General features: G+C 46.6%; 23 protein-coding genes. 16 read left to right on the top strand and 7 right to left on the bottom strand.

Annotated features, from left to right (window positions below; all coding sequences use genetic code 11):
- Positions 1-95: 95 nt before the first annotated feature.
- The 3 genes from puuE to VEJY3_RS06880 are packed head-to-tail and all read right to left on the bottom strand — an operon-like array spanning position 96 to position 2,492.
- Complete coding sequence (puuE, locus tag VEJY3_RS06870) at positions 96-1,025, bottom strand: allantoinase PuuE (protein ID WP_014231713.1); 930 nt, start codon at positions 1,023-1,025, stop codon at positions 96-98.
- A gap of 57 nt (positions 1,026-1,082) precedes the next feature.
- Positions 1,083-1,814, bottom strand: coding sequence for an aspartate/glutamate racemase family protein (locus tag VEJY3_RS06875; RefSeq protein WP_014231714.1), 732 nt, complete (start codon positions 1,812-1,814; stop codon positions 1,083-1,085).
- A 6-nt stretch (positions 1,815-1,820) separates the two neighbouring features.
- Entirely contained in the window at positions 1,821-2,492 is a 672-nt protein-coding gene (locus VEJY3_RS06880; protein WP_014231715.1) for a GntR family transcriptional regulator, read from the bottom strand.
- A gap of 338 nt (positions 2,493-2,830) precedes the next feature.
- Between VEJY3_RS06880 and VEJY3_RS06885 the strand changes: the two genes are divergently transcribed.
- The 15 genes from VEJY3_RS06885 (at position 2,831) to VEJY3_RS06955 (ending at position 19,955) form a co-directional block, all read left to right on the top strand.
- On the top strand, positions 2,831-4,270 hold the full coding sequence (locus VEJY3_RS06885; RefSeq protein ID WP_014231716.1) for an NCS1 family nucleobase:cation symporter-1: 1,440 nt from the start codon (positions 2,831-2,833) through the stop codon (positions 4,268-4,270).
- Positions 4,271-4,380: 110 nt separating this feature from the next.
- Positions 4,381-5,562 (top strand): amidase, encoded by a 1,182-nt coding sequence (locus VEJY3_RS06890; RefSeq protein WP_014231717.1) that lies wholly within the window; start codon positions 4,381-4,383, stop codon positions 5,560-5,562.
- 2 nt (positions 5,563-5,564) lie between these two features.
- A complete protein-coding gene (locus tag VEJY3_RS06895; protein WP_193387281.1) occupies positions 5,565-7,130 on the top strand; it encodes a gamma-glutamyltransferase family protein in 1,566 nt (521 codons plus the stop codon).
- Positions 7,130-8,359, top strand: coding sequence for an alanine--glyoxylate aminotransferase family protein (locus tag VEJY3_RS06900; protein ID WP_014231719.1), 1,230 nt, complete (start codon positions 7,130-7,132; stop codon positions 8,357-8,359). The genes VEJY3_RS06895 and VEJY3_RS06900 overlap by 1 nt, the downstream gene beginning before the upstream one ends.
- Before the next feature lie 24 nt (positions 8,360-8,383).
- On the top strand, positions 8,384-9,637 hold the full coding sequence (locus VEJY3_RS06905) for an allantoate amidohydrolase (RefSeq protein WP_014231720.1): 1,254 nt from the start codon (positions 8,384-8,386) through the stop codon (positions 9,635-9,637).
- Positions 9,627-10,490: a DUF5718 family protein gene (locus tag VEJY3_RS06910; protein ID WP_014231721.1), complete on the top strand. Its 864-nt coding sequence runs from the start codon at positions 9,627-9,629 to the stop codon at positions 10,488-10,490. Before VEJY3_RS06905 ends, VEJY3_RS06910 begins: the two co-directional genes overlap by 11 nt.
- Before the next feature lie 26 nt (positions 10,491-10,516).
- Positions 10,517-11,101, top strand: a complete 585-nt coding sequence (locus VEJY3_RS06915) for a chromate transporter (protein ID WP_014231722.1) — start codon at positions 10,517-10,519, stop codon at positions 11,099-11,101.
- A 2-nt stretch (positions 11,102-11,103) separates the two neighbouring features.
- Positions 11,104-11,631 carry a chromate transporter gene (locus VEJY3_RS06920; protein WP_014231723.1) on the top strand — a complete coding sequence of 176 codons (528 nt, stop codon included), beginning with the start codon at positions 11,104-11,106 and terminating at the stop codon, positions 11,629-11,631.
- A 572-nt stretch (positions 11,632-12,203) separates the two neighbouring features.
- Positions 12,204-13,889, top strand: coding sequence for a bifunctional 3-(3-hydroxy-phenyl)propionate/3-hydroxycinnamic acid hydroxylase (locus VEJY3_RS06925; RefSeq protein WP_202796680.1), 1,686 nt, complete (start codon positions 12,204-12,206; stop codon positions 13,887-13,889).
- A gap of 1 nt (position 13,890) precedes the next feature.
- Positions 13,891-14,880, top strand: coding sequence for a 3-carboxyethylcatechol 2,3-dioxygenase (locus VEJY3_RS06930; protein WP_014231725.1), 990 nt, complete (start codon positions 13,891-13,893; stop codon positions 14,878-14,880).
- The gene (locus VEJY3_RS06935; RefSeq protein WP_014231726.1) at positions 14,873-15,736 is read left to right on the top strand and encodes an alpha/beta fold hydrolase; all 864 of its coding nucleotides are present in this window, start codon (positions 14,873-14,875) and stop codon (positions 15,734-15,736) included. Before VEJY3_RS06930 ends, VEJY3_RS06935 begins: the two co-directional genes overlap by 8 nt.
- Positions 15,737-15,746: 10 nt before the next feature.
- A complete protein-coding gene (gene mhpD / locus VEJY3_RS06940) occupies positions 15,747-16,547 on the top strand; it encodes a 2-keto-4-pentenoate hydratase (RefSeq protein ID WP_014231727.1) in 801 nt (266 codons plus the stop codon).
- Entirely contained in the window at positions 16,544-17,479 is a 936-nt protein-coding gene (locus VEJY3_RS06945) for an acetaldehyde dehydrogenase (acetylating) (RefSeq protein ID WP_014231728.1), read from the top strand. The genes mhpD and VEJY3_RS06945 overlap by 4 nt, the downstream gene beginning before the upstream one ends.
- An 11-nt stretch (positions 17,480-17,490) precedes the next feature.
- Positions 17,491-18,504: a 4-hydroxy-2-oxovalerate aldolase gene (gene dmpG, locus VEJY3_RS06950; protein WP_014231729.1), complete on the top strand. Its 1,014-nt coding sequence runs from the start codon at positions 17,491-17,493 to the stop codon at positions 18,502-18,504.
- A 92-nt stretch (positions 18,505-18,596) separates the two neighbouring features.
- Complete coding sequence (locus tag VEJY3_RS06955) at positions 18,597-19,955, top strand: MFS transporter (RefSeq protein WP_014231730.1); 1,359 nt, start codon at positions 18,597-18,599, stop codon at positions 19,953-19,955.
- A 52-nt stretch (positions 19,956-20,007) separates the two neighbouring features.
- On the opposite strand, the gene VEJY3_RS06960 is transcribed toward VEJY3_RS06955, so the two are convergent.
- Positions 20,008-20,829, bottom strand: a complete 822-nt coding sequence (locus VEJY3_RS06960) for a DNA-binding transcriptional regulator (RefSeq protein ID WP_014231731.1) — start codon at positions 20,827-20,829, stop codon at positions 20,008-20,010.
- Positions 20,830-20,920: 91 nt separating this feature from the next.
- Positions 20,921-21,172 carry a hypothetical protein gene (locus VEJY3_RS06965; protein WP_014231732.1) on the bottom strand — a complete coding sequence of 84 codons (252 nt, stop codon included), beginning with the start codon at positions 21,170-21,172 and terminating at the stop codon, positions 20,921-20,923.
- A gap of 190 nt (positions 21,173-21,362) precedes the next feature.
- On the opposite strand from VEJY3_RS06965, the gene VEJY3_RS06970 reads away from it, so the two are divergent.
- Positions 21,363-21,971 (top strand): alpha/beta hydrolase, encoded by a 609-nt coding sequence (locus VEJY3_RS06970; protein WP_014231733.1) that lies wholly within the window; start codon positions 21,363-21,365, stop codon positions 21,969-21,971.
- A 76-nt stretch (positions 21,972-22,047) separates the two neighbouring features.
- Here the strand turns inward: VEJY3_RS06970 and VEJY3_RS06975 are convergent, their stop codons facing one another.
- Entirely contained in the window at positions 22,048-22,950 is a 903-nt protein-coding gene (locus VEJY3_RS06975) for a response regulator (protein WP_014231734.1), read from the bottom strand.
- On the bottom strand, positions 22,928-26,239 hold the full coding sequence (locus tag VEJY3_RS06980; protein WP_014231735.1) for an ATP-binding protein: 3,312 nt from the start codon (positions 26,237-26,239) through the stop codon (positions 22,928-22,930). Before VEJY3_RS06980 ends, VEJY3_RS06975 begins: the two co-directional genes overlap by 23 nt.
- Positions 26,240-26,379 lie beyond the last annotated feature (140 nt).

The raw sequence follows: 26,379 nt of genomic DNA on the forward strand, positions 1-26,379 counted from the left end.
AAAGAGTCATCGAGAGTGATGTAAAGCTCTCGATGAACTGAGTGGCTAGCGAAATAATACTCGCTCTTTTTGATACTTATTTAGTCAAAAGCCAATTACGCTGGTGGGTGGTTTTCAATCCAGTGTCTTGCTATGTCTTCACGGGTTGCTACCCAAACTGCATCATGAGATTGAATGTAGTCTAAGAAACGTTTTAACGCTTTGAAGCGACCTGGCTTACCAACCACGCGACAGTGCAGACCGACCGACATCATTTTTGGGGTTTCAGCCCCTTCTTCGTACAAGCAATCAAAGTGATCTTTCAGATATTCGAAAAACTCGTCACCGTGGCTAAAGCCGTAAGGGGAGGAGAAACGCATGTCGTTGGTGTCTAATGTATACGGAACCACAAGGTGTGGTCGGGTGCTGCCGGCATTGTTTTTATCTGACACTTGTGTCCAGAAAGGCAGGTCATCGCCGTAATAGTCCGAGTCGTAAAGCAGGCCGTCTTGCTCTGCGACAAGTTCACGTGTATTCGGTGAATCACGTCCGGTATACCAACCAATTGGCCGAGTGCCTGTCAGCTCTTCAATGATATCCAGCGCTTGAATCATATGCTCACGTTCAACGTCAATTGGCGTGTTTTGGTAGTGCAGCCATTTAAGACCGTGGCAGGCAATTTCATGACCTTCTTCAATGATCGCTTTGGTCACTTCTGGGTTACGCTGTAGTGCAGTAGCAACACCAAATACAGTAAGCGGAAGCTCGCGACGTTTAAACTCGTTTAAGATTCGCCAAACACCGACACGGGAACCGTATTCATAAAGTGACTCCATACTCATGTGTCGGTCTTTATACGCTTCTGCTCCTGCGATCTCAGAAAGGAATGTTTCTGAATGCTCATCACCATGAAGTACGCAGTTTTCACCACCTTCTTCATAGTTAAGTACAAATTGCACGGCAATCTTAGCGTTATTAGGCCAGTTAGCGTGAGGGATGTTATCTCTTCCGTAACCGATATAATCGCGAGGGTTATTTTCTTCCATAAAGTAAACCTTGATATAAATATTCTTCTAAAAAGCAGGATGGGTATGTGGTGACTTTTACTGCGACCAGTGCTTGAAAATTCCGTGGATTGGCTTCACCAACGGTGCCCCGTATTGGCCACTTTTCGATGTCACTAAGTTGAGTTGGTGCAGTGACTCAGCAAGTTTCACTGCCGCAGCAACACCATCGATCACAGGTACATTCAGTTCTTCTGAAAGCTCGTTGGCTAAGTCAGACATGCCAGCACAACCGAGTACGATGGCTTCGGCACCGTCTTCTTTGATCGCTTTACGGCATTCTTCAGCAAGTAGCTGATAAGTGTCCATACTCAGAGATTCAAGTTCCAATACCGGAATATCTGTCGCTCGAACACCGCTGCACAAGTGGTGGTAACCGTATCTTTGAAGAAGGTGTTCACTTGCTGGTAGTGTTCTGGTCATTGTAGTGACGACGCCAAAGCGGTAAGACACCAAGCTTGCGAGTTGGAACGCTGCACCTGCGATACCAATCACTGGCTTGGTTGCAATCTCACGGGCTGCATCAAGAGCAGGATCACCGAAGCAGGCGATAATGTGTGCATCGACACCTTGCTCTTCGCCAGTGCGAATCACATCAAGGAGCGCTGCAGCAGCGAGCGTTTCGTCAAATGCACATTCAATGCTTTCCGGACCGTTAACTGGTGAAGATGCAATGATTTCTGTGCCAGGTAAGGCAACGGTTTGTGCGCTGATCGCAATTTTGTCTGTCATTCCCTGACAAGTATTAGGGTTGATCAAATTGATTTTCATTTTGTATTAGTCCGTTTCGCAAAAAAGTTTATGAAAATTAACCGGCTCTTTAGATTTCGATTCCAACTCCAATGACGATTTGATCACGACCAAGTGATGCTTCATCCATTGCTGAGCTTTTTCATCCTGAAAGTTGTCGAGCAGATCGATAAGTTCTGAGTGAGAGCCACAATCGCAGCTGACGCTATGTTTTGAGCCGTACGCGGCGATGACCAGTGAAGAGCGGTAACAAAGCTGTTCAACAAATTCGGCCAATACGGAATTTCCCGACTGTTTGGCCAGTTCATAGTGAAACTTAGCTGTCAGCTGGATAGATTCGGCTAAATCACCATGTTGGGTCGCCTTATCTTCCTGAGTAACAATGGAGCGCAAATAATTAGACTGCTTTTCGTCCCAGTTACGAAGAATGTCGGTGATCAGTAGTGGCTCAAGTAAAATTCGGCTGTTCAGCACCTCTTCAGCTTCCTGTTTGCTAGGGCTGTTCACGTGGGCGCCTTTATTCGGTTGAATAACCACAAATCGTTCAAGCGCTAATCGTTGCAACACTTTTCGAATGCCAGTTCGGCTTACACCAAAAGCTTCTGACAGCTTGTCCTCAGGAAGACGTTCTCCGGGCTCAAGTTTGTGTTCAACAATCGCCTTCAATATTTGTTGATAGATCTTTTCATCGTTTGACATAGGTAATCGATCCAAATTTTTTATCCAACCCAATAAAGCAATATGTATACCACTAAACAATCTCGCATGCATCATTGTATACAATCTAAATATAAATCTTTGCCAATTATAGTGTCTATAGTGATTGCCTATTCAAATTACTTGACCAAAAGGACAGGTGAGTTGAGTATATATGCACTGCTTGTGGCACCAAAGATGTGCACTATGGTCAAATCTGGTGCGCTATAAGGGCGATTTCATAGGGCAAGTTTCACCAATTCGTTGTATGGCGGGGGTTTTCAGAATTGGCACGCTAATTGTATTTGAGATTGTATACAATTAGTAATGGAGATAAGCACATGAAAAAGGAATTACCTGTTAGCCCAAGGCTAAGCAACGAGGATCTAGCACCAGAGAAGGAACAGAAGTGGGGCTGGTATAGCATCTTCGCTTTTTGGATGTCAGACGTGCACAGTGTCGGGGGATATGTATTTGCAGCGAGTTTATTTGCGCTTGGATTAAACGGTATCCAAGTTTTCATCAGTTTGCTGGCTGGTATATCTATTGTATTAGTATTTGCCAACTTGATGGGTAAGCCAGGACAAAAAGCGGGCGTTCCGTTCCCTGTCGTCGCTCGTATGTCGTTTGGTGTGTTTGGTGCGAATATTCCAGCCGTCATTCGAGGCATTATTGCTGTCGTTTGGTACGGTATTCAAACTTACTTAGCATCAAGTTCGTTCATTATCTTGCTGCTGTACTTCTTCCCATCGATGGAGAGTTTAGCCAATGACTCGTTCCTAGGTTTATCTTACTTAGGTTGGGTTGGCTTTAGCTCAATGTGGGTACTGCAAGCTATCGTATTTATGTTCGGTATGGACATGATTCGTAAAGTAATTGATTGGTCTGGCCCTGCGATTTACATTGCTATGTTTGCTCTTTGTGCATACATGATCAATCTGGCAGGTTGGGAGAACATCAGCTTTAACCTAGGTAAAGAAACACTGGTTGGTTCTGAAGCAATCATTCAGATGATCATCGCTACAGCACTGGTTGCAGGTTACTTTGCGGGTCCAACACTTAACTTTAGTGACTTCTCTCGTTACTGTACAAGCTACAAAGACTTGAAACTTGGTAACTTGTTAGGTCTGCCACTGAACTTTATTGTGTTCTCTTTGTTCAGTGTGGTGATTGTGTCAGCATCGATTCCAGTTTTTGGTGAGATGATTGTTGACCCGGTTGAAACAGTTAAACGCCTTGATTCTGGATTAATCACTGTTCTTGGTGCATTGACCTTTATTTTCGCGACAGTCGGCATCAACATCGTGGCTAACTTTGTTGCACCAGCGTTTGACTTCTCGAATGTGTCACCACAGAAAATCAGCTTTAAAATGGGTGGTTTCATCGCAGCGTTTGGTTCAATCCTACTGACTCCTTGGAACCTGTTTAATAACCCAGAAGTGATTCACTACACGGTTGACGTTTTAGCCGCGATGATTGGTCCACTATACGGCATCATCATTGTTGACTACTTCATTGTGAAGAAAGGACAAATCGATGTCCCATCGCTTTACACTGAGTCGCCACAAGGTCAGTACTGGTACAAAAACGGCGTTAACATGAACAGTGTTTATGCGCTGGTAATCGCAAGTGTCGCTGCCATTATTGCAACCTTCTTTGTCACGGAATTAGCGAACTACGCGTTGTTTATCGGTGGTTTCGTTTCAGCAATCGTGTACAAACAGTTGATGCAAAATAAATTGTTTTGGGTATCAAAGGCAGCTCTAGCAAAGCAACAATAAACAACTTTATGCGTGGCTTTAAATTGAATTAAATCGCCAACTTAAAGATAAAGTAAACAAGTAACTCAACAAGTGGTTGCTTGTTTACTTCAAAGGAATGAGAAGAAAGAATGGAAATCGATCAACGTATTTATTGTACCCAAGGACCTGATTACCTACCGGCTTTAAAGCAAGGCTCACTGAATGGATTGAGTTTTGTCTTTAAAGATCTCTTTGACGTAGAGGGATATGTCACCGGAGCAGGAAACCCTAAGTGGCTAGAGACTCACAGCAAAGCAGAAAGTACTTCGCTTCTCATCATCTCGCTTTTAAATGCAGGAGCAGAGTGCAAAGGCCGAGTTCAAACGGATGAGCTAGCTTACAGCCTGAATGGTATTAATGTTCACTATGGCACGCCAGTTAATCCTTTAGCGCCTGACTGTTTACCTGGTGGTTCTTCAAGTGGCAGCGCTGTCGCGGTAGCAAAAGGTGACGTTGATTTTTCTATCGGAACAGATACTGGTGGTTCGGTTCGTGTTCCAGCGAGTTACTGCGGTCTTTTCGGCTTACGCCCAACATTGGGTCAGTTGTCACTAGAAAGCAGTTTCACACTGGCTGAAAGCTTCGATACCGCAGGTGTATTCAGTCGAGATCTATCAACGCTGGAAAACGTGTATGCATGTCTTGGCCCCGAAACTCAGGCTCAAACTGTCGCGAAAACACTGATTTTGGATCAAAGCTTGTCAAAAACTCTGGGAAATGAACGACTAGAGGAACTGAAGCAGTGGGCTGACAGTGCAAATATTCAGCTTGAATACAGCAATGCTCTGCAAGACGCAGGCTATGACCTTGGCGAATTAAGCGCATTATTCCGAACCATCCAAGGTTACGAAATTATTGACCGCCACAGCGCGTGGCTTGATGAGTGGCAACATACGCTGGCACCAGCAATACAAGAACGAGTTGTATGGGCGCGTACCATTTCGGCTCAAGATTATCGTAAAGGGAAAGAACAACAAGCTAAGTTTACCAGCTGGCTAGCTGAGCAACTTGCGGACAAGGATACGTTGTGGGTATTACCGACCACCCCAGGAAAATCACCTAAGCTCACGACTCCAGATGCAGACTTAGCGGAATATCGCTCTGATCTTATGGGGCTAACCAGTCTCGCGGGTTTAAGTGGATTCCCTCAACTTCATATCCCAATGAATAACGTAACAAATGGACCTTGTGGTGTGTCGTTACTTGGGTCTGCTAACAGCGAATACGATCTGATTGCGACAGCGTCGTCTTTAATCAAAGGAGAGTCTTAATGGTGTTTCAAACCGCATTTACCGCCCCGCATCACAAAGCAACGGAAGTGGGAAAACAAATCTTAGAAAAAGGCGGAACGGCTGCTGAAGCGATGGTCGCGGCTGCGTCTATGATTGCGGTGCAATACCCTCATATGAACAGCATTGGCGGTGACGGATTTTGGCTAATCAGTAAGCCGGGAGAAGCACCAGTTGCCATAGATGCATGCGGAGCCGCGGCATTATCCATCGATCCTGACCACTACCGTGCATTGGGCACCGAACTGCCTGAAAAAGGTGGCGAAGCGTCTATTACCATGGCTGGCACAGTCGCCGGTTGGCAAAAAGCGCTGGAAATCGACGGTGGTAAACTGCCTTTAAGTACTCTGTTACAACCTTCTATTGACGCTGCAAGAAACGGCATTGAAGTTACACAAAGCCTTGTCGATGCGAGTGTAAAAACCTTTGAGCGCTTAAAAGATGAAGCCGAATTCAGCCGTTTGTTCCTTGATAACGGTGAAACGTTAAAACTTGGTGCAACAGTGGTCAACCCGGCGCTGGCAAAAACACTGGAAAGATTGGCCGAGGTAGGGTTGGATGACTTTTACCGAGGTGAGATTGCAGAACTGGCAGCAAAAGAGCTTCAACAGGCGGGAAGTCCGCTAACGATTGAAGATTTTCATCAGCATCAGGCATTGGTTACGACCCCGTTAAACGTTGAGACCTCAAAAGGCCAGCTTTATAACCTGGGTGCGCCGACGCAGGGATTGGCATCGTTATTAATTTTAGCGATATACGATCGCTTAGCATCGCAAGCAAACTCAGAGCTAGATCATATTCATTTACTCGTCGAAGCAACGAAGCAAGCATTTATTATTCGCGACAAAGTCGTTACCGATGAACGCTTTTTAAGCAAGCCACTGCAAGAGTACTTAGATGAAAGTGTGGTGGCAGAGTGCGCAGAGCGTATCTCATTAACCAAGGCTCAGCCATGGCCTTATCAGGCAAAGCCGGGCGACACCATCTGGATGGGCGCAACCGACCAATACGGCACAATGGTGAGTTTTATTCAGAGTGTTTACTGGGAGTTTGGCTCAGGTGTTGTACTTCCTTCAACCGGAATTATGTGGAACGTCAGAGGCAAAAGCTTCTCGCTAGATAGCGAACATCACAATGCTTTAGTACCTGGCAAAAAGCCGTTCCACACACTGAACCCAGCTTATGCTGAGCTTAAAGATGGACGACGCATCGTGTACGGAACGATGGGCGGAGAAGGGCAACCGCAAACTCAGGCTTGTTTATTCAGCCGACACATTTATCAAAACATGTCTCTGCAACAAGCGGTGTCTATGCCTCGATGGCTACTCGGCAGAACATGGGGTGATGCGACAAACAATTTACGACTTGAAGAAGACTTGTACAGCGAATACGGGCAAACATTAACGCAGATGGGCCACCAAGTGACTCAGGTTGAAAACTTGAGTGAGCTGATGGGACACGCGGGAGCAATAACCCTGGATCAGCAAGGACAGGCAGACGCAACGAGTGACCCTCGCAGCGATGGCGATATATTTTTAGGAGAGAGATAATGACAACTCAAACGCTATTTGAAACTTTGAACCCACCACAACGTTTGTTGATGGGTCCTGGCCCAATTAATGCCTATCCACGTGTGCACCAAGCCATTTCACAGGCTTTAATCGGTCAATATGATCCGGTTATGACGGGCTACATGACGCAAGTTCAGTCGCTGTATCGCGGTGTATTCGAAACACGAAACCAACAAACCATGCTGGTTGACGGTACGGCTCGTTCAGGTATTGAAGCAGTACTTGTCTCAGTGATTAAGCCGGGCGATAAAGTACTTATCCCAATTATTGGTCGTTTTGGCCACCTGTTGAGTGAAATCGCGAATCGTGTTGGCGCAAAAGTCAAAACCATTGACGTTGAGTGGGGCGAAGTGTGTCCACCGGAACTGGTAGAAAAAGCAATCAAAGAATTCCAGCCAAAACTACTGGCGACGGTACAAGGTGATACTTCGACAACCATGAACCAGCCACTGGCAGAGTTTGGTGAAATCTGTAAACGTCATGGCGTGTTGTTCTACTGTGATGCAACAGCATCGATTGCAGGTAATGAACTTAAGGTCGATGAGTGGAATCTAGATGCGGTTTCAGCTGGTCTACAAAAATGTCTTGGCGGTCCTTCTGGTAGTTCTCCAATTACGCTGAGCGATCAATGTGCCGAACTGATCAATCGTCGTAAACACGTCGAAGCAGGTATTCGCGCTGATCACCACACGGCGGGTGAAGAAGAGATCATTCGTTCGAACTACTTCGATTTGTCGATGATTATGGATTACTGGGGACCAGAGCGTCTTAACCACCACACCGAAGCAACCAGTATGCTTTACGCGGCGCGTGAATGTGCACGTATCTACCTTGAAGAAGGCGCGGATAACGTGATTGCTCGTCACAAACAAGCGGGTGATGCAATGGCATGCGGCCTAAGAGCAATGGGCTTAGAGCTGTTTGGTAACCAGAAGTACAAAATGAACAACGTTGTGGGTGTCTACATTCCTAAAGAAGTGGACGGCAACAAAGTACGTCAGGAACTGCTTAACAGCTTTGGTATTGAGATTGGCACGTCATTTGGTCCATTGGACGGCAAAATCTGGCGCATCGGTACAATGGGTTACAACGCGCGCCAAGAAGCAGTATTAACCACGCTTGCTGCGCTGGAAGCCATCCTTATCCGTAATAAAGCCAAAATCATTCCGGGACACGCAGTCATTGCTGCGATGGAAAAATATGTTTAATGCCATTAAGAGGGTGAATCAAGGATGAGTAAATTGGATGCCCAACGCATTATGGAACGTGCTGACCACTTGGCTACGTTTACGTCGATGCAAGATGGATTAAAACGTACCTACTTATCGCCGGAACATAAGCAGGCGCACCATCAACTCGGCGAATGGATGCTACAAGCTGGGCTTGAAACATGGCAGGACAGTGTTGGGAACCAATGGGGAAGGAAGGTATCTTCCAACCCTACCATGCCAACGCTAATTATCGGCTCTCACAGTGATACGGTTGCGGATGCGGGTAAATATGACGGAAACCTGGGGATACTGGTTGGTATTTCCTCGTTGGAGCAGCTCAAGGATGTTGAGTTGCCATTCCACGTCGACGTTGTCGCGTTTGCCGATGAAGAGGGCACCCGCTTCAACAGTACATTGATTGGTTCAAGCGCAGTTGCGGGTGTATTTGACCAAAACTGGCTGTCCCTGAAAGATAACGATGACGTGACAATGTCACAGGCTATGGTTGAGTTTGGTCTGTCTCCGGAAGAGGTAGGGAAAGATAGCCGTTCGTCAGATGACGTGATGGCTTATCTGGAAGTGCACATTGAACAAGGCCCCGTGCTTGAAGCTCAAAATCAGCCTGTTGGTGTTGTGACTGGTATTGCTGGCGCAAAACGTTTTCAGTTTCAGGTGAAAGGTTTAGCTGGACACGCAGGTACAGTTCCAATGGGCATGCGCATGGATGCGTTGTGCGCTGTAGCTGAGATGATTTCGACGATAGAAAACTATGCGACCGAACAGAGCAAAACTGAAAACAAAGTTGTAGCGACAGTCGGTAAGTGTGAGGTTTCGCCAGGTTCAGTCAACGTTATTCCCGGTGAGGTTAACTTTACTGTGGATATCCGCAGCTTGAATCAGGAGCAACTGGAGAGCTCGTGTGACGATCTACTAACGGCACTTAACGCGATTGCAAAGCGTCGTGAAGTCAGTTTCTCCAATCGATTGCTCTATCAGGCGAGCGCGGTACCTTGTAATGACGCTTTGCAAAGTCAGTGGGGAGAGATTGTTTCTCGAGTAACCGAATCTGAACCGGTATTCCTACCAAGTGGCGCTGGGCATGATGCGCTTGCGATGATCCATCTAACTGAAGTTGCAATGCTATTTGTTCGCTGTGATAAAGGCATTAGTCATAATCCACTGGAAAGTGTTCAAGAGGATGACGTGGCAGTAGCTTTACAGTGTTTAACACAAATGATTCTAGCCCAGCAGGAGCGCAAAACGGATGGAAACTAAACAACCACTGACACATTCCGTTGTGCTGGGAATTGCAGGAAACTCGCCGGGTTATCTGTCACAGACCGGAGAGATCTCTGCGTTCAGCGAGCAACAAAAAAAGGAACATCAGGAAGCACAGCGCCCACGAGCGCTGTTTCCTATGTTTGTTCGTGAGCTTAGCGACTCTTATCTCGGGCAGATGCCTTTCAGTTCATCTAAATTGGTGTTGCCTGAAGAGCAAGATGCCAAGGTTCAGATGGAGCCTGAGGTTGCGATCAAATGCAGCGTTACCTATACAGAGCAAGGCCAGATTGCCGCTCTTACTCCTTTTGCGCTGACGTTAATCAATGATGCAACCTACCGCAATAAAACGGTATCTAAGCTAGCTGAGAAGAAAAACTGGGGCGCATTTAGTAAGGGTATTGCCGAACTAGATATTCCTGTTGACTCATTTTCTGAGCAGACACCGCTTGATCATCTCAGGTTGTGCGGCTTTCATAGCCGGAATGGGCAATGGCACTTGTGCAGCCAAGACGTGTCGGTAACAGAATACAATGTCTTCTATCAATCGTTAACCGACTGGTTAGTAGAGACAATTAACCACCAAGCCGATGATGGCGCGATGCATAATACGCACAGCTTGTTCATTGAGGCGAATCAACCAAGTGAAATCACTATTGCGATTGGCGCACCGTGTTACACATCTTATGGAGAAGACCATCAGTTGCTTGATGGTGACCGGGTATTTGTTTGTGTATACGATGACAGAGAGCACCAGTTAAGTGATATTGAGGCCATGATAGACTGTCCACAAGATCAGTGGGTAACCGCTTCGAGTATGATGTGGTTAGAGCAAACGGTTTATAAATAAAATAATCAGCAAGGTAACAAAGAACGATGAAAACACAACGAGATCTGGCCAGTGCATTCTTCCGCATAGGCTTGTTTGGATTTGGTGGCGGCCCCACGATGATCCCTTTGGTTCATAAAGAAGTGGTCGACAACTATAAATGGATGACCGATGACGAGTTTGCCAACGTACTCGCCATCGGTAATACACTTCCTGGCCCAATTGCGACTAAAATGGCGGGTTATATTGGCTATAAAGTAGGTGGGAAGATCGGATGTATCAATGCAGTGATCATGACGATTATTCCACTGATTATCGTCATGATTGCGGGATTAGGCTTATTAAATGAATACCGTGATAAGCCTTGGGTAGCGGGTATGGCTCAAGGGGTATTGCCGGTAGTTTCCTGGATGATGGCCAAGCTTACTTATGACTTCTTACTGAAGGGCTACAAATCACTTGGCGCAATTGCGACGGGTATTGGTATTGCGCTTTCTATTTTGTTTATTGTGGTATTGGGTGTACACCCGGGTCTGGTTGTCGCAGCAGTACTTCTTGCCGTATTGGTGAAACCTGACCCAAAGCCTAGTACGGCTGAGCAAAGTCTAAAACCAGAAAATAAAAAGGGATAAGTATGCAACTTTATATCGATATCTTCTTAGCATTTTTTATTCCTAACATCGTCGGTTATGGCGGTGGTCCTGCAATCATTCCTTTGATTGAAGCGCAAGTTGTTGGTCAGTATGGTTGGATGAATGCCAGCCAGTTCGCCGAAGTACTAGCATTAGGCAACGCACTGCCAAGTCCGATTGCGACGAAAATGGCGGGTTATATAGGTTATGAAGTCGGTGGAACGCTTGGCGCGTTTATCGCCGTGTTCGCGACGGTAGCGCCTACCATTATCATCATGGTGCTTGCGATGAGTGTGCTGTACAAATACCGTAACTCGCCAAAAGTAAAAGCGTTAGGCGCGTGGGTTTTACCAATCATTTTCACGTTGATGCTATTGCTGAGCTACAAACTGATTATGTCTGGTGGCGAAGCGGGTTGGGGACATTTTGCCTTCCTATTTGTCGTCGCGGGTCTGTGTCTGGAAAAATTCAAAGTGCACCCAACTTATGTAATTTGCGCAAGTTTAGCCTATGGCGCATTCTTGCTGTAGGTTCCACGTGTTTTAAACAGACGGTGTAAGTCTTTAACTGGGCCGATACAAAATGTATCGGCCTCGTTTTTAAGCTTCAGCCCTGGAGCTTCTCGCGTTGTTATTATTTTTAACGCATCCTTAATTCTTACTTTCAAACTCTCTTCATCAGCAATCAGACCAGCTTTTTAACCACTTTTACTCCTTTCTAACAAAATCTATACCTCCCTTTGCTTTACAACTTTTCACAACTATCTGTCGCCTTACTGTTACAGACGTGTAACTTTGCCGTTTAAAAAATCGAGATTTGCATCACTAAATATTGGCGAAATCTGCTCAATTTAGCTGTGCTCACAGCCCAATTTATCGAGGTGTAATTATATAAAAACAAGTTAAAACAACATTGTGCACTATGTGCACCTAAAGTTGAGTTGCGGTTGTGGATATAACCGCTCTGGATGTACGTTTCAGTAACAAAATAAAAACATTTATACAGCCTGACTCCTTCAGAACGCGAATGAGTAGGCCTTTCCCTAGCGATCTACGTGATCAAATAGGGTTCCCATAACTTGAACGTACCTGGAGAATTCAAAGTGACAGTATCCACTTCCCCGAAAACGGTCTCGACTGCCCATTATGATTCAGAAGTCATGATTATTGGGGCTGGTCCAGTCGGTTTAATGATTGCAAACTATCTCGGCGCACAAGGCATTAACGTCACTGTGATTGAACAACTGCCGACACTAATCGATTACCCTCGCGCGATTGGTATTGATGACGAGAGTTTAAGAACGTTTCAGGCTGTAGGGTTAGCTTCAGAAGTTGTGCCTTACACAACGCCATATCATGCCATGCGCTTCCTAACCCCTAAAGGCCGTTGTTTCGCAGATATTCAACCGAATACTAACGAGTTTGGTTGGTCGAGAAGAAACGCTTTTATTCAGCCAAAGGCCGACCGAGCGCTTTATGAAGGATTAGACCGTTTCTCGAATGTCAAAGTGCTGTTCTCACGTGAACTGGTTAACTTTGGCCAAGATAACGAACAAACCTGGGCTAACTTCACTAACGAAAAGGGTGAAGAAGAGCGAATTTCAGCAAAATACATGATTGCGTGTGATGGCGGTAATAGTTTTGTCCGTCGTAATTTGAACATCTCGTTTGATGGTGAAACCGCACCAAACCAATGGATCGTAATGGATCTGGAAAACGATCCAATTGGTACCCCTAACATTTACTTATGTTGCGACGCTGAACGTCCATATGTATCAGCGGCTCTACCACAAGGTATTCGTCGATTTGAGTTTATGGTCATGCCGGGTGAAACCGAAGAGGAACTCAGCAAGCCAGAAAATATGGATCGTCTGTTGAGTAAAGTGCTGCCATCAACGGAAAACATCAAATTTATCCGTCAGCGTGTTTATACCCACAATGCCCGTCTTGCTGGTAAGTTCCGCGAAGGTCGAATTCTGCTAGCAGGCGATGCGGCGCACATTATGCCAGTTTGGCAAGGACAGGGTTACAACTCCGGTATGCGCGATGCAAATAACCTGGCGTGGAAACTCTCTTTAGTGGTTAAAGGGCTGGCGGATCCAAGCCTGTTAGACACGTATCAACAAGAACGTCGTGACCATGCGAAAGCGATGATCGATCTGTCAGTTTTAGCCGGTAAGGTACTGGCACCACCTAAAAAATGGCAGGCAACCTTGCGTGACGGCGTATCTTGGCTGTTGAACTATGTTCCGCCTGTTAAGCGTTACTTTGTTGAAATGCGCTTTAAACCAATGCCTAAGTATCATCAAGGCGTTCTTGTTGAACCTAAACCTGCGCTCAAAGACTCTCCAGTGGGCAAACTGTTTATTCAGCCTATGGTGCGAGTGGGTAATGAGATCAGCAAGCTTGATGATGTCATCGGGCAAAACTTCGCAATCATCGCATGGGGCACCGACCCAATGCAGGGGTTGAGTGAAGCTGAAATCCAGCATTGGCAGCAACTCGGTACCAAGTTTATTCAAGTGGTTCCGTCAGTACAGCTCAAGTCACAGATTCAGACGCATCCAGATGTGCTGTGTGTTGGTGATGAAACCCACGCACTAAAAAATTGGTTTGGTCGTTACCCAGCATCAGTAGCCATTATCCGACCTGACCGATTCGTTGCAAGTATCACTATTCCACAGTCGATCAACACCATTTGCCAACAAGTACGTAAGGCACTGAGCGCCACAACTAAGCACAGCGACGCGGCTCCTAAACTTGATACCAATGACAAGAAGGTAGCTTGATATGAGTAAAGCCTATTTGCACTGCTTGTCGCATACTCCATTAGTCGGTCATTTTGATCCCCCTCAGGAGGTTATCAATGAAGTTAACAGCGTTATCGCTGACGCCAAAAAGCGCATTGATGAATTTGACCCAGAGTTGGTGATCCTGTTTTCACCTGATCATTACAACGGATTTTTCTACGATGTTATGCCGTCGTTTTGTATCGGAATGGCCGCTCATGCGATTGGTGATTTTGGCACTTTAGCTGGCCCGTTAAACGTCCCTCAAGAGCTTGCTGAAGGGTGCGCACAATACGTGCTGGCTAAAGGGGTGGACGCAGCGGTTTCTTACAACATGCAGGTAGACCACGGTTTCGCTCAACCTCTCGAGTTTCTGTTAGGCAGTCTGGATCGCGTTCCGGTTATCCCGGTGTTTATCAACGGTGTTGCGCCCCCAATGCCCGGTTTTCAGCGAGCCCGCTTACTGGGTGAAGCCATCGGTGAATACGCCAAGAGCTTAAACAAACGCGTGTTATTTCTGGCTTCCGGCGGTTTATCACACCAGCCGCCAGTACCTGAGCTAGCCACTGCCAACGAGCATATCGCAGACCGACTAAAAGGCAGTGGTCGATGCCTTCCTGAGGATGAACGTATCGCTCGCACCCAAAGAGTGATCAACGCAGCGGTTGAATTTACCTATGACCAAAACACGTTACATCCACTAAATCCGGAATGGGATCGCGCCTTTATGGACGATCTTGCCAACGGGCAAATAAACAAGCTGGATGCAATGAACAATCAGGACCTGTCAGATATTGCCGGAAAGTCCACTCATGAAGTGAAAACCTGGGTGGCGGCATGCGCGGCGCTATCTGCTTACGGATCTTACAAAACTGAAGGTTGCTATTACCGCGAGATACCAGAGTGGATCGCCGGATTTGGCTCTATGAGTGCAACCACAACAAAGAACACAAAAACTAAAGCTGTAAACGAGGAGTATAGGAATGTCTAAACTAATTTTTACTGAACAAGAGACAAGCAACGTTGTTCAAATTGAGGAAGGAGACCTCAACCTCAAACTGCATTACAACGATTGCGGTGAAGGGAGTGAAGTCGTCGTGATGCTACACGGTTCAGGACCGGGTGCTACGGGCTGGGCTAACTTTAACCGTAATATTGAGCCTTTAGTCAATGCTGGTTATCGCGTCATCCTTCTCGACTGTCCGGGTTGGGGAAAGAGTGACTCAATAGTCTCTACTCAATCTCGTTCCGACCTAAACGCAACCGCATTAAAAGGTGTGCTAGACGCGTTGGATATTGAGCGCGCGCATTTAATCGGTAACTCCATGGGTGGGCACTCGGCTGTCGCATTCACTCTTTCCTACCCAGAACGCGTAGGTAAATTGATTCTGATGGGTGGCGGCACTGGCGGTGCGAGCTTGTTCACACCAATGCCGGCAGAAGGTATCAAGCGCCTAAATCAACTTTACCGCGAGCCAACTATCGAAAACCTAAAAGCGATGATGGATATCTTCGTCTTCGATACCAGCGATCTTACTGAAGAGCTATTCCAGACTCGTTTGAATAACATTCTTGCTCGTCAGGATCACCTCGACAACTTTGTGAAAAGTCTGGAAGCCAATCCAAAACAATTCCCGGATTTCTCTGCGCGATTAGGCGAGATCAAAGCCGATACATTGGTCATTTGGGGTCGCCAAGACCGCTTTGTTCCGTTTGATACCAGCTTACGTTTGATGGCAGGCATTCCACAGGCGCAACTGCATGTTTTCAACCAGTGCGGTCACTGGGTGCAGTGGGAACATGCTGACACATTCAACCGTTTGGTTGTCGACTTCATTCAGCATTAAGGAGAGAACCATGTCTGACAAGATAGAACAACTGGCACAGAGACTGCGTGAAGCAGAGCTGCATAACCTGCCAATCTCACCACTGCGTGACGAGTTCGAAGGCGCCGGTGTGCAGCAAGCCTACGCTATCCAACGTATGAATGTATCTGTAGCGGTCGAGCAAGGTCGGCGTATCGTCGGGCGCAAAATTGGTCTGACTAACCCTAAAGTTCAGGCGCAGTTAGGCGTTGATCAACCTGACTTCGGCACGCTCTTCGCTGATATGTGTGTCGGTGACAATGAAGTAGTGCCCTATGAAGCGGTCATGCAGCCGAAAATTGAAGCGGAAATCGCACTGATTTTGGCGAAAGACTTACCGCAAAGTGACCCGACTATAGGCGAAGTAATGGATGCGATTGGCTGGGTTGTACCCGCTTTAGAAATCGTCGGTAGCCGCATTCGTGACTGGGATATTAAGTTTGTTGATACCGTAGCAGACAACGCTTCCAGCGGTTTGTATGTGCTTGGCGGGCCAGCTCGAACAGTAGACGGCCTCGATTTCCGTGGCGCAACCATGACGATGTCACGCAACAACGAAGTCGTATCCCAAGGTGACGGTTCGGAGTGTCTTGGTAACCCATTAAATGCGGCAGTTTGGCTGGCTCGCACCATGAGTGCATTCGGCGAGCCATTACGTGCCGGTGATGTTGTTTTGACGGGTGCGTTAGGTCCGATGGCAGCGGTGCAGCCGGGTGACCGTTTCGATGCCGAAATTACAGGAGTTGGTCGTGTGTCAGTCTCCTTTACAGAACAAGAGGAGAGTGAAAAATGAAAACCATGAAGGTAGCGATTATTGGCTCAGGCAATATCGGCACTGACTTAATGATAAAAGTGCTGCGCAATAGCCAACATTTGACCATGAGTGTCATGGTTGGGATTGACCCAGAATCGGATGGCCTGGCCAGAGCACGTCGAATGGGGGTTACCACCACTCATGAAGGTGTGGAAGGTTTGATTAAATTGCCAGAGTTTAATGACATCGATATCGTTTTTGATGCGACGTCGGCTAACGCGCACATCAGTAATGATGCCCTTCTGCGTGAGGCGAAACCAGGCATTAAGCTGATTGACTTAACTCCGGCAGCGATTGGTCCTTATTGCGTTCCAGTCGTGAATCTGGAACAAAACCTTGCGAAGAATAACGTCAATATGGTCACTTGTGGCGGTCAGGCAACCATTCCTGTTGTTGCGGCGGTAGCGCAAGTAGCCACCGTGCATTATGCAGAGATTATTGCGTCGATCAGCAGTAAATCGGCAGGACCAGGTACGCGCGCGAATATCGACGAGTTTACCGAAACCACTTCTAAAGCCATTGAAACAGTAGGCGGTGCGAAAAAAGGTAAGGCGATCATCATTCTGAACCCGGCAGAGCCACCTCTGATGATGCGTGACACTGTCCACGTACTTTGTGACAGCAAAGATGAAGACAAAGTCCGCGCATCAATTGAAGAAATGGTCAGCGCGGTTCAAAGCTACGTGCCGGGTTACCGTTTAAAACAAGCGGTGCAGTTTGAATCGATTGGCGAAGACAAGCCAGCTACGCTTCCGGGTTACGGTGAGTTCAGTGGGCTCAAAGTGTCTGCCTTTATTGAAGTCGAAGGGGCTGCCCATTATCTCCCTGCTTATGCTGGCAACCTCGATATTATGACTTGTGCGGCTATGGCGACCGCAGAACGTATCGCTCAATCTTGTCTGAACCAATAAGGAAGACCCTCATGAATGAACAAAAACTGTATATCTCAGATGTGACATTGCGTGATGGTTGCCATGCGGTTCGTCACCAGTACTCCATTGAGCAAGTTAAGTCGATAGCGCGTGCGCTTGATAATGCCAACGTTGACTCAATCGAAGTTGCTCACGGTGACGGCTTACAAGGTTCTAGTTTCAACTATGGCTTTGGCGCTCACACCGATCTCGAGTGGATTGAGGCGGTAGCGGAAGAACTGAGCCACGCTAAAGTCGCGACCTTGTTATTGCCAGGAATTGGTAGTGTTCACGATCTTGATAACGCTTATAACGCAGGTGCGCGAATCGTACGTGTTGCAACTCATTGTACCGAAGCGGATGTATCCCGTCAGCACATTGAGCATGCACGTAAGCTAGGTATGGATACCGTTGGCTTTTTAATGATGAGCCACATGACAACGCCACAGAACTTAGCACTGGAAGCGAAAAAAATGGAAAGCTACGGCGCTACCTGTATTTACGTTGTGGACTCGGGCGGTGCGATGACCATGCAGGACATTCGTGATCGTTTCCGCGCTCTGAAAGAGGTTCTGGACCCGCAAACTGAAACGGGTATTCATGCTCACCACAATTTGAGCTTGGGTGTTGCCAACAGTTTGGTGGCGGTTGAAGAAGGCTGTAACCGTATCGATGCGAGTTTATCAGGTATGGGCGCGGGGGCAGGCAATGCGCCACTAGAAGCCTTTATCGCTGCAGCAGACAAACTTGGCTGGAATCATGGCACCGATTTATACGCATTGATGGACGCTGCAGATGACATTGTGCGACCACTGCAAGAGCGCCCGGTTCGTGTGGACCGTGAAACGCTTGCACTTGGCTATGCCGGTGTTTACTCGAGTTTCTTACGTCATGCTGAGCGTGCAGCAGAGCGTTACGGTTTAAATACCGTAGATATTCTGGTTGAGCTTGGTAAGCGACGCATGGTCGGTGGTCAAGAGGATATGATCGTCGATGTTGCGCTTGATTTGCTGAAAAACCGATAGTCGTTCTCTCTGTAAAAACACTCATTAAATAATAAATATTAAGAGCCGGTATCCCACGCCGATACTGGCCATCCCTACATGGAGTGAGGAATATGTCTAATCCAATACGTGAAGCAGAGTTGAAACAGAAAAAGCGTGAAAGCCGCCGAGCGGTCATTTCAAGTTATCTTGGCTCAACCGTCGAATACTATGACTTTCTGTTATACGGAAGTGCAGCAAGTCTGGTGTTTCCTGCATTGTTCTTTAGCGACTTAGACCCAGGTCTGGGAATCATTCTGTCGTTTCTTACCTTAGCAACCGGTTATATTGCGAGGCCAATAGGCGGCCTGCTTTTTGGCCACTTCGGCGACAAATATGGCCGAAAACAGATCTTATTTATTACCCTGATGGTAATGGGAATCGTGTCGATATTGATCGGTTTGCTACCGACTTACCAAACCATTGGTATCGCAGCGCCCATCGCGCTTCTTGCATTAAGAGTTTTGCAGGGTCTGGCCGTTGGTGGGGAATGGGCTGGCGCAACCCTGATGGCAATGGAACACTCAGGTAAAAAGTCCAAAGGCTTGGGCGCAAGTATCGCTGTCTCAGGCGGGCCTTCAGGCGCTGTACTTGCGACTCTGGTTTTGGGCGGATTTTCGTTAATGCCAGAAGAGCAGTTTATGAGCTGGGGCTGGCGTATACCGTTCCTATTGTCGGCATTGCTGGTAGTGATTGGCTTGTATCTACGTCACAGGGTAACGGAGTCGCCTGACTTTGAACAGGCAAAAGCCAAAGAAGCACAACAATCTGAATCCGCCAGCGTGCCAATTGTTGAGCTGTTTCGTAGTTCATCTAAAGAGATTGGCTTAGGCACCTTATCTGGTATTGCGCCACTTTTTATTCAATCCCTGTTAGCGACCTTCGCTCTTACTTACGCGGTGTCCATTGGTCACAGTCGCAGCGATGCGTTATTAATGCTGACAATTGCGAATACGCTGCATATATTCACCATTCCACTGATGGCCGCTATTTCCGATCGATATGGTCGTCGTCCAGTTATGCTGACTGGTGTCGTACTGGGTATGATTTTGATTTGGCCAATGTTCGAATTAATCAGTCACGAAAATCCGTGGATGATGTTATTGGGCTTTATCATCGGTAACCCGATCATCCAGGCCGTCATGTACGGACCGATGGGCGCTTTTATCAGCGAGAAGTTTACTACTCGTACTCGTTACACCGGGTTGTCGTTAACTTATCAATTAACTTCACTGATCGGTGCTGGATTTACGCCAATTATCGCTCAGGCATTACTTGAGCAGGCCGGTGGTGGAACAAATACACACTACATTGCGATGTTGTTTTGTGTGTTGTGTGCAGTAACGGGTATTGGTGTTTACTTGTCCAAAGAAACCGCTGCCGTTAAACAAGAGACAGTATCGCTTCACGCAAAGGCGAAACAAGCGATATAAACCATCTCTGAGTAATTTGAGTGCTTAAAAACCAGTCTTGCGACTGGTTTTTTTATTGCTGAAGAGGATAACCAAAGCGGATCGTATTTTCTGAAACGCCTGATTCAATTTGGTTAGCAACATCTTGTAAATCAGCCAAATAGTTTTCTGCGGCTTTATCCAAAGACATGGCTTTAGCAATGTAAACCAGGTTCAGACAGCCAAGTAAGCGGTCCTCGTCATGGATTGGAACGGCGATAGCCGCGATTTTATTCTCTTGTTGCCAGCTCTGGTTATTCTCGCCATAGCCTTTTTCTCTGATGTGTTGCAGTATCTTGTCTAATTCTTGTGGTTCTCTGGCCAGCTGATACTCGGGTTCATCTCGCTCAGCGAGAATGGTCAGGATATTGCTCCGTTCGTTTTGCGGACAAAAGGCGAGATAGGTCAGTCCACATGCAGTTTGTAAGATAGGTAAGCGGCGTCCTACCATCGCGCGGTGAAATGATAAACGGCTGTAACGGTGTGTCGTTTCGCGGACTACCATCGCATCGACATCCAAAGTTGTGATGTCGGTAGGCCAGACCACTTTTTCTAACAAACCTCCAAGTAACGGAGCGGCTACTGCAGAGATCCACTGTTCATCTCGAAACCCTTCACTTAACTCTCGCACTTTCATGGTCAAGCGAAAGCTATTGTCAGAATCACTGTAACGTACATAACCCTCACTTTTGAGTGTTTCAAGTATACGTTTGACCGTTGTTCGGTGAATACCACTTAACTCTGATAACTGACGCACACTCGCACCACCATCAAGGCGATTAAGTATATTGAGTAAATACAGCCCGCGGGTTAAACCCTGTACAGTTTTGTAATTCGATGATTGATCTTGGCTCATGGAAGAACGCAGCTTGTTTGACGTTGCGGAATAGAGTAATCGATTTTCCTGGATAATACGTTGCGCTACGTGGTGTTAATTCCTCTACGCGTTACTTATTCTCCAAACTTGAGCATTTAAGCTCAAACATTTCGGAAGACTCCAGCAAGGTAACAACGGTATGGGCTTCCCAGAGTTTAATGGTATCTAAATCAACATCGAGGTTTCTTTCCCATATACTTGCGATGGCTATTCGATCGTGTTTACCTGTGGAGAATGTAATACCAATTCGACCATAACTTGAATGGGTTTTGACTTCAGCTATTTGTAAAGGATGAGTGTGACTTGTGAGTACGGTTGTCATGCAGGATTCCCTGAAAGAGTCACTCAACGATACCTGACACCAGCGTAAAGTAATAAATCAGGATGTCATTGGCGGATATCAAGTTTAAGAAATACGAATTGTGTTGTTAACCATGGTGTTAAACACAATTTAATTATTGCATTGGCTCAGGTTAGTATGGGTTCTAAAACTGTATAAAGGATTAATCGTTATGTCTAAACAAGTGGTGATTTTGCTTCACGGTGTTGGAAGCAATGGTAAAGATTTAAGTGCGCTGGGTGATTTCTGGAAGCCTGTACTGCCGGATACGGTATTTTTGTCTCCTGACGCGCCGTTTCATTTTGATCAGGGTGGTGAAGGGTTTCAATGGTTTAGCCTGATTGGAGTGACGAATGAAAATCGCCCGCAACGAATTTCTCAAGCCAGAGAAAGTTTTGATGAGACGATTAGCCAGATTTTCTCAGAGCAAGGCATTGATCCGGACAGAGACAAGATTGTGTTTGTTGGCTTTTCGCAGGGATCGATTATGTCTTTAGATGCGTTAGTGCGTAGTCGCTATCCGCTGGTGGGAGTTGTCGCGTTCTCAGGGCGTCTATCTTCTCCTCAACCTTATGAAAAAAATTGCGAGATACCCGTGTTTCTTGTGCACGGAAAAAGTGATCCTGTTATTCCATGGTCAGAAAGTGAAAAAGCGAAAGATCAATTGACGGACTTAGGTTTTACCGTGGAAGCTCGTTATGAAGATCACACACAACATACAATTTCCCCAGAGGGGGCGATGGCTGCAGCGGAATTTATTAAGAAGTGTTTTAGCGAATAACCCGTCAATTCCCGGATAACGTAAGCACTTTTACTGCTTTAGTAAAAGTGCTTAAGGGTAGGATAGTCAGACTGACTTATGCTCGCTCTAATATTCTGATTGATACGCTTGCTGCTGAGGTACGGTTATCGACGTCGAGCTTCTTATAAACCTGTTCGAGATGCTTGTTCACCGTTCGAGGGCTCATCTCTAAAATTTGGGCAATCTCCCAGTTTGTCTTTCCAAATGAAAGCCAATAGAGCACTTGTGATTCTCTTCTGGTTAAACCCAGATGGGTTTGAAGATCTTTCTCTGAACCGTTTTGCTTGGGCGTCGAAATACGCACTAGCGAGTGAATACGGTTGTAATCGCCCGCGTAACTGGCTTCTAGCGGAGGGGAAAACTGTTTTAAGGTGAGTGGGGTATCTGCCGGGGACTGCATCAACCAAATGGCGATATCTTGTTGGATTTTTTGCCATGTTTCAGAAAAGTCGTCACCCAGTGAAGAAAGTAACTCTTGAGCATGAGGCGTCGCCCATTCCAGATTACCGTTACTGGAGACACAAAAAATATATTGCCCCGCGTAATCTAAAGCCGCTTGTGCCGATTTTGCCAGACGAGCAGATTGACTATGGACTTTGATTCGGGCGAGGACTTCATCAGGAACGACGGGTTTGGTGATGTAATCGGTGCCGCCGGATTCAAAACCACGCATGACATGTTTCGAGTCATTTAAGCCAGTCATAAAGATAATGGGTGTTGAAGGCAAAAGCTCTTTCAGCCGAATACAGGTATCAAACCCGTCCATCTCAGGCATGATGGCATCAAGCAAGATCACGTCGGGCTGCACTTTCTCAACAATAGTGAGAGCCTGAACGCCATTGAGCGCGACGAGTACCGTAAGCCCAGCCTGATTCAACGTGGCGTTTAACATGCTGAGAGATTCAGGTGAGTCATCCACGACCAACACTGTGATGTTATTGCTTGTTATAATGCTCATTAATCATTCCATTTATTTGCAAGATAATATTGTTGAAGTTACATTCCTGCAGGTGTTGTTTCAGCTTCTCAACCCAATCGCCACTTCCAGCTAAACCCTGTTCGATTTTCTCTAGTTCGCCGCTCACTCCAGACAAAAAACCAATTTCTGCGTATTCACGTAGCTTAACCAATTGCTCATAAGTCGGGATCGTTTGGTGCGGAACGTGAACGGCCTCGGTTTTGAGGTCTGATGCTTGATTACTGGTTTCATCATAAAGCCAATCAATGTCGAGTAAGCGATTGAGCTTGGCAAGCAACATAGGCACAGAAACGGGCTTGGTTAAATAGTCATTATGGTAGCGTTGGAGTTGGTTATTGGTTTCCAGTTCTTGAATGTTAGCGGATAACATCAGGATGGGTTGGCGGAAGTCTTCCTTGCGCAATTGGATCGCCAGTTGCCAGCCATTTACTTGTGGCATAAAAATATCCAGCATAAACAGATCGACATGATGCTGTTTTACTAGCTTGAGAGCTTGTGGCGCATTCTCTGCCAACAAAACATTAAAGCCCAGAGGCGTCAGAATTCGAGACATCAATTGACGTTGATCTTCGATATCGTCAACGATCATGATCGTTTTGCGGTCCCCGTTGTAGCCAATCACGGCATCGCTTAAAAGCTCCGGTTCAGGACGTCCATCTTTTACTTCAGGGAGCATCAGCTTTAATACGAATGCACTGCCGTAGTCGACTTTACTGGTACAGGATATTTCACCGCCCATGATCTCCGCTAATGCGTTCGAAATGGTTAACCCCAGACCGGAGCCATGAATCGCTTCGGTCTTTTGGTTTTTAATCCGTTCGAATGGTTTAAATATCAGCCCCAAATCTTGTTCGGATAAACCAATGCCTGTGTCTTGCACCGTAAAATGCACTACCTGATTGCGATAGCTCACTTTAAAAATGATGGTGCCTGTTTCGGTATATTTGATCGCGTTGCCCAGCAAATTGATGAGTATCTGGCGTAAGCGTTGTTTGTCTGTTGCAACGAACGTCGGTAAGTAACCGGAGGTTTCAAATTCAAACTCCAGCCCTTTACGTTTTGCTTGCATGGAAAACATATCGACGAGCTGTTCCAGCAGTGCGGTGAGGCTAAATTCATCTCGGTGTAGTTCTAAGCGTCCCGCTTCAATTTTTGAAATCTCTAACAAGCCTTCGATCATGTCAGACAGGTGTTTTCCATTGCGTTTTAAAACCTCAGCATACTGTCTCGTTTGTTTGTCCAGTTTGTTGTCTGAACTCAATAATTGCGCATAGCCAAGCAGAATGTTTAACGGGGTTCGCAACTCGTGACTCAGGCTCGCGAGGTATCGGCTTTTGGCGTTATTCGCCGTTTCTGCTGAACGTTTCGCTTGCTGTAATGCCTGAGAAGTTTTGTGGTGCGCGTTCACCTCTTTAGTCAGCAGCGCGGTATGCGATTTTAACTCTTTGACAGCTGTTCGGTTACTCGTACGAGCTAGAACGAACAACCAACTGATGATGCCAATTGGGATAAGCAGAAGAGCAAACGCATTAATTAATCCATTTGAAATGGAATCCATGTGCACTTGTTCTAGCTGGGGAATTTGAGAATACGCCAGTGCCAGAATACTTCCCATCGCTAAGCTTACTGTCAGCATCACAATGACGAAGTGCGCAATTGTGGATGAAAGCCGATTAACCCAAGTTGAGGAGAAGTAGGGCGACAGTATCTGTTTTAATTGTGCGCTAAAGGTTGCATCAGGACGGCAGTTATCATGACAGCGGACATCCAACGAGCAACATAGTGAACAGATATGACCCCCATACGCCGGGCATAGTGCCATATCTTCATGCTCAAAGGTGTGTTCACAGACTGAGCATTGGTGCTCCTCATCGTTACTGGATACGATGATATCGTTGCGAACCAAGTAATAACGGCTTTTGGTGAGCAATGCGATGATCGGCACCGTCAGAAACGGCAACGCAAAAGCGATGTATGAAGCAAAGGCTCTGGCTACTTCTCCGTAAAAATCCAGGTGAGCTGTAATGCCGATAACGGAGGCTATCAGCATGGACCCCACACCAACTGGATTAATGTCGTAAAGTTTAGAGCGCTTGAATTCGATGGTTTTAGGGCTCAACCCCAAAGGTTTATTGATCACCAAATCTGCGACAATGGACCCTATCCAGGCCAGTACTAATACGGAGTAGACCTGCAATGTCTGCTCAATGAGTTGATAGACCCCAAGTTCCATTAAAAGCAGGGCAATTAATACGTTGAATACCATCCAAACCACCCGGCCGGGATGGTGGTGAGTTAGGCGTGAAAAGAAGTTTGACCAAGCTAGTGAGCCAGCGTAGGCATTTGCCACATTGATTTTTAACTGGGAAATGATCACGAACAGGCCCGCAGCCAGTAAAGCCAGTTGCGTGTTGTCTGAGGTATAACTGAACACGGTAAAATACATGTGTGCAGGATCGCCGGCAAGATTCGGCAGCACACCGTGACTGATGGCTAACCAAGCTAAAAAGCTGCCTAACACAAGCTTCATCGAACCGAAGATCATCCAACCGGGGCCACCTAACAGCATGGCGCTCCACCATTTTAGTTTACCGCAACGCTCTTTGGCAGGAAGGAAACGTAAAAAGTCCACTTGCTCGCCGATTTGAGCCACAACCGCAAGCAGTACTGCTGAGGCTGAGCCAAAAAGTAGCCAGTTGAAGTCAGGGCCGACATCGTTTACGCCTGTGTAACTTAGCCATTCATCAATCTTGGCGTCTTCATGAGTAAAAACGTAGATCAACGGTATGATTTGTAGCATCAGCCAAATAGGTTGAGACCACATTTGAAAGCGCCCGATATTGGTAATCCCAAGTACGACAAGGGGAATAACGAGGACGGAGCTGATCACGTAAGCGATAGCCAAAGGTATATCAAACAACAGTTCGATAGCCATCGACATGATCGCCGCTTCCAGAGCAAAGAAGATGAACGTGAATGAGGCGTAAATGAGCGAGGCGATGGTAGAGCCGATATAGCCGAAACCCGCCCCTCGGCTAAGTAGATCAATATCGACTCCGTGCTTCGCGGCGTAATAACAGATGGGTATACCAGAAAAAATGACGACCAAAGCAACGGCGAGAATCGCCCAAAGTGAATTGGTGACACCGTAATTGAGCGTGATCGTGCCACCAAGTGCTTCGAGCACCAAAAACGAAACGATACCGAGTGCGGTATTCGCGATCCAACTGGCCGACCATTTTCGTGCACGCTTAGCAGTAAAGCGCAACGCGAAATCTTCGAGCAGCTCGTTACCGACTAATTTATTGTATTTGCGTCGGGTTACGGTGACTTTTTGTATAGAGATAACTCTTCATCCTTGAGAATTAACAGTGTCGTTTGAGTAAAAGTACTTTTCGATTTGGTGGC

Source organism: Vibrio sp. EJY3 (assembly GCF_000241385.1).
In the GTDB taxonomy this organism is placed as follows: domain Bacteria; phylum Pseudomonadota; class Gammaproteobacteria; order Enterobacterales; family Vibrionaceae; genus Vibrio; species Vibrio natriegens.

Bases quoted from the DNA above. Each gene is read 5' to 3' on its own strand.
- dmpG (WP_014231729.1), top strand. From the start codon at position 17,491: ATGAATGAACAAAAACTGTATATCTCAGATGTGACATTGCGTGATGGT.
- VEJY3_RS06885 (WP_014231716.1), top strand. From the start codon at position 2,831: ATGAAAAAGGAATTACCTGTTAGCCCAAGGCTAAGCAACGAGGATCTA.
- VEJY3_RS06920 (WP_014231723.1), top strand. From the start codon at position 11,104: ATGCAACTTTATATCGATATCTTCTTAGCATTTTTTATTCCTAACATC.
- VEJY3_RS06960 (WP_014231731.1), bottom strand. From the start codon at position 20,829: ATGAGCCAAGATCAATCATCGAATTACAAAACTGTACAGGGTTTAACC.
- VEJY3_RS06965 (WP_014231732.1), bottom strand. From the start codon at position 21,172: ATGACAACCGTACTCACAAGTCACACTCATCCTTTACAAATAGCTGAA.
- VEJY3_RS06910 (WP_014231721.1), top strand. From the start codon at position 9,627: ATGGAAACTAAACAACCACTGACACATTCCGTTGTGCTGGGAATTGCA.
- VEJY3_RS06900 (WP_014231719.1), top strand. From the start codon at position 7,130: ATGACAACTCAAACGCTATTTGAAACTTTGAACCCACCACAACGTTTG.
- VEJY3_RS06915 (WP_014231722.1), top strand. From the start codon at position 10,517: ATGAAAACACAACGAGATCTGGCCAGTGCATTCTTCCGCATAGGCTTG.
- VEJY3_RS06975 (WP_014231734.1), bottom strand. From the start codon at position 22,950: ATGAGCATTATAACAAGCAATAACATCACAGTGTTGGTCGTGGATGAC.
- VEJY3_RS06945 (WP_014231728.1), top strand. From the start codon at position 16,544: ATGAAAACCATGAAGGTAGCGATTATTGGCTCAGGCAATATCGGCACT.
- mhpD (WP_014231727.1), top strand. From the start codon at position 15,747: ATGTCTGACAAGATAGAACAACTGGCACAGAGACTGCGTGAAGCAGAG.
- VEJY3_RS06955 (WP_014231730.1), top strand. From the start codon at position 18,597: ATGTCTAATCCAATACGTGAAGCAGAGTTGAAACAGAAAAAGCGTGAA.
- VEJY3_RS06890 (WP_014231717.1), top strand. From the start codon at position 4,381: ATGGAAATCGATCAACGTATTTATTGTACCCAAGGACCTGATTACCTA.
- VEJY3_RS06905 (WP_014231720.1), top strand. From the start codon at position 8,384: ATGAGTAAATTGGATGCCCAACGCATTATGGAACGTGCTGACCACTTG.
- VEJY3_RS06875 (WP_014231714.1), bottom strand. From the start codon at position 1,814: ATGAAAATCAATTTGATCAACCCTAATACTTGTCAGGGAATGACAGAC.
- VEJY3_RS06935 (WP_014231726.1), top strand. From the start codon at position 14,873: ATGTCTAAACTAATTTTTACTGAACAAGAGACAAGCAACGTTGTTCAA.
- VEJY3_RS06970 (WP_014231733.1), top strand. From the start codon at position 21,363: ATGTCTAAACAAGTGGTGATTTTGCTTCACGGTGTTGGAAGCAATGGT.
- VEJY3_RS06930 (WP_014231725.1), top strand. From the start codon at position 13,891: ATGAGTAAAGCCTATTTGCACTGCTTGTCGCATACTCCATTAGTCGGT.
- VEJY3_RS06880 (WP_014231715.1), bottom strand. From the start codon at position 2,492: ATGTCAAACGATGAAAAGATCTATCAACAAATATTGAAGGCGATTGTT.
- puuE (WP_014231713.1), bottom strand. From the start codon at position 1,025: ATGGAAGAAAATAACCCTCGCGATTATATCGGTTACGGAAGAGATAAC.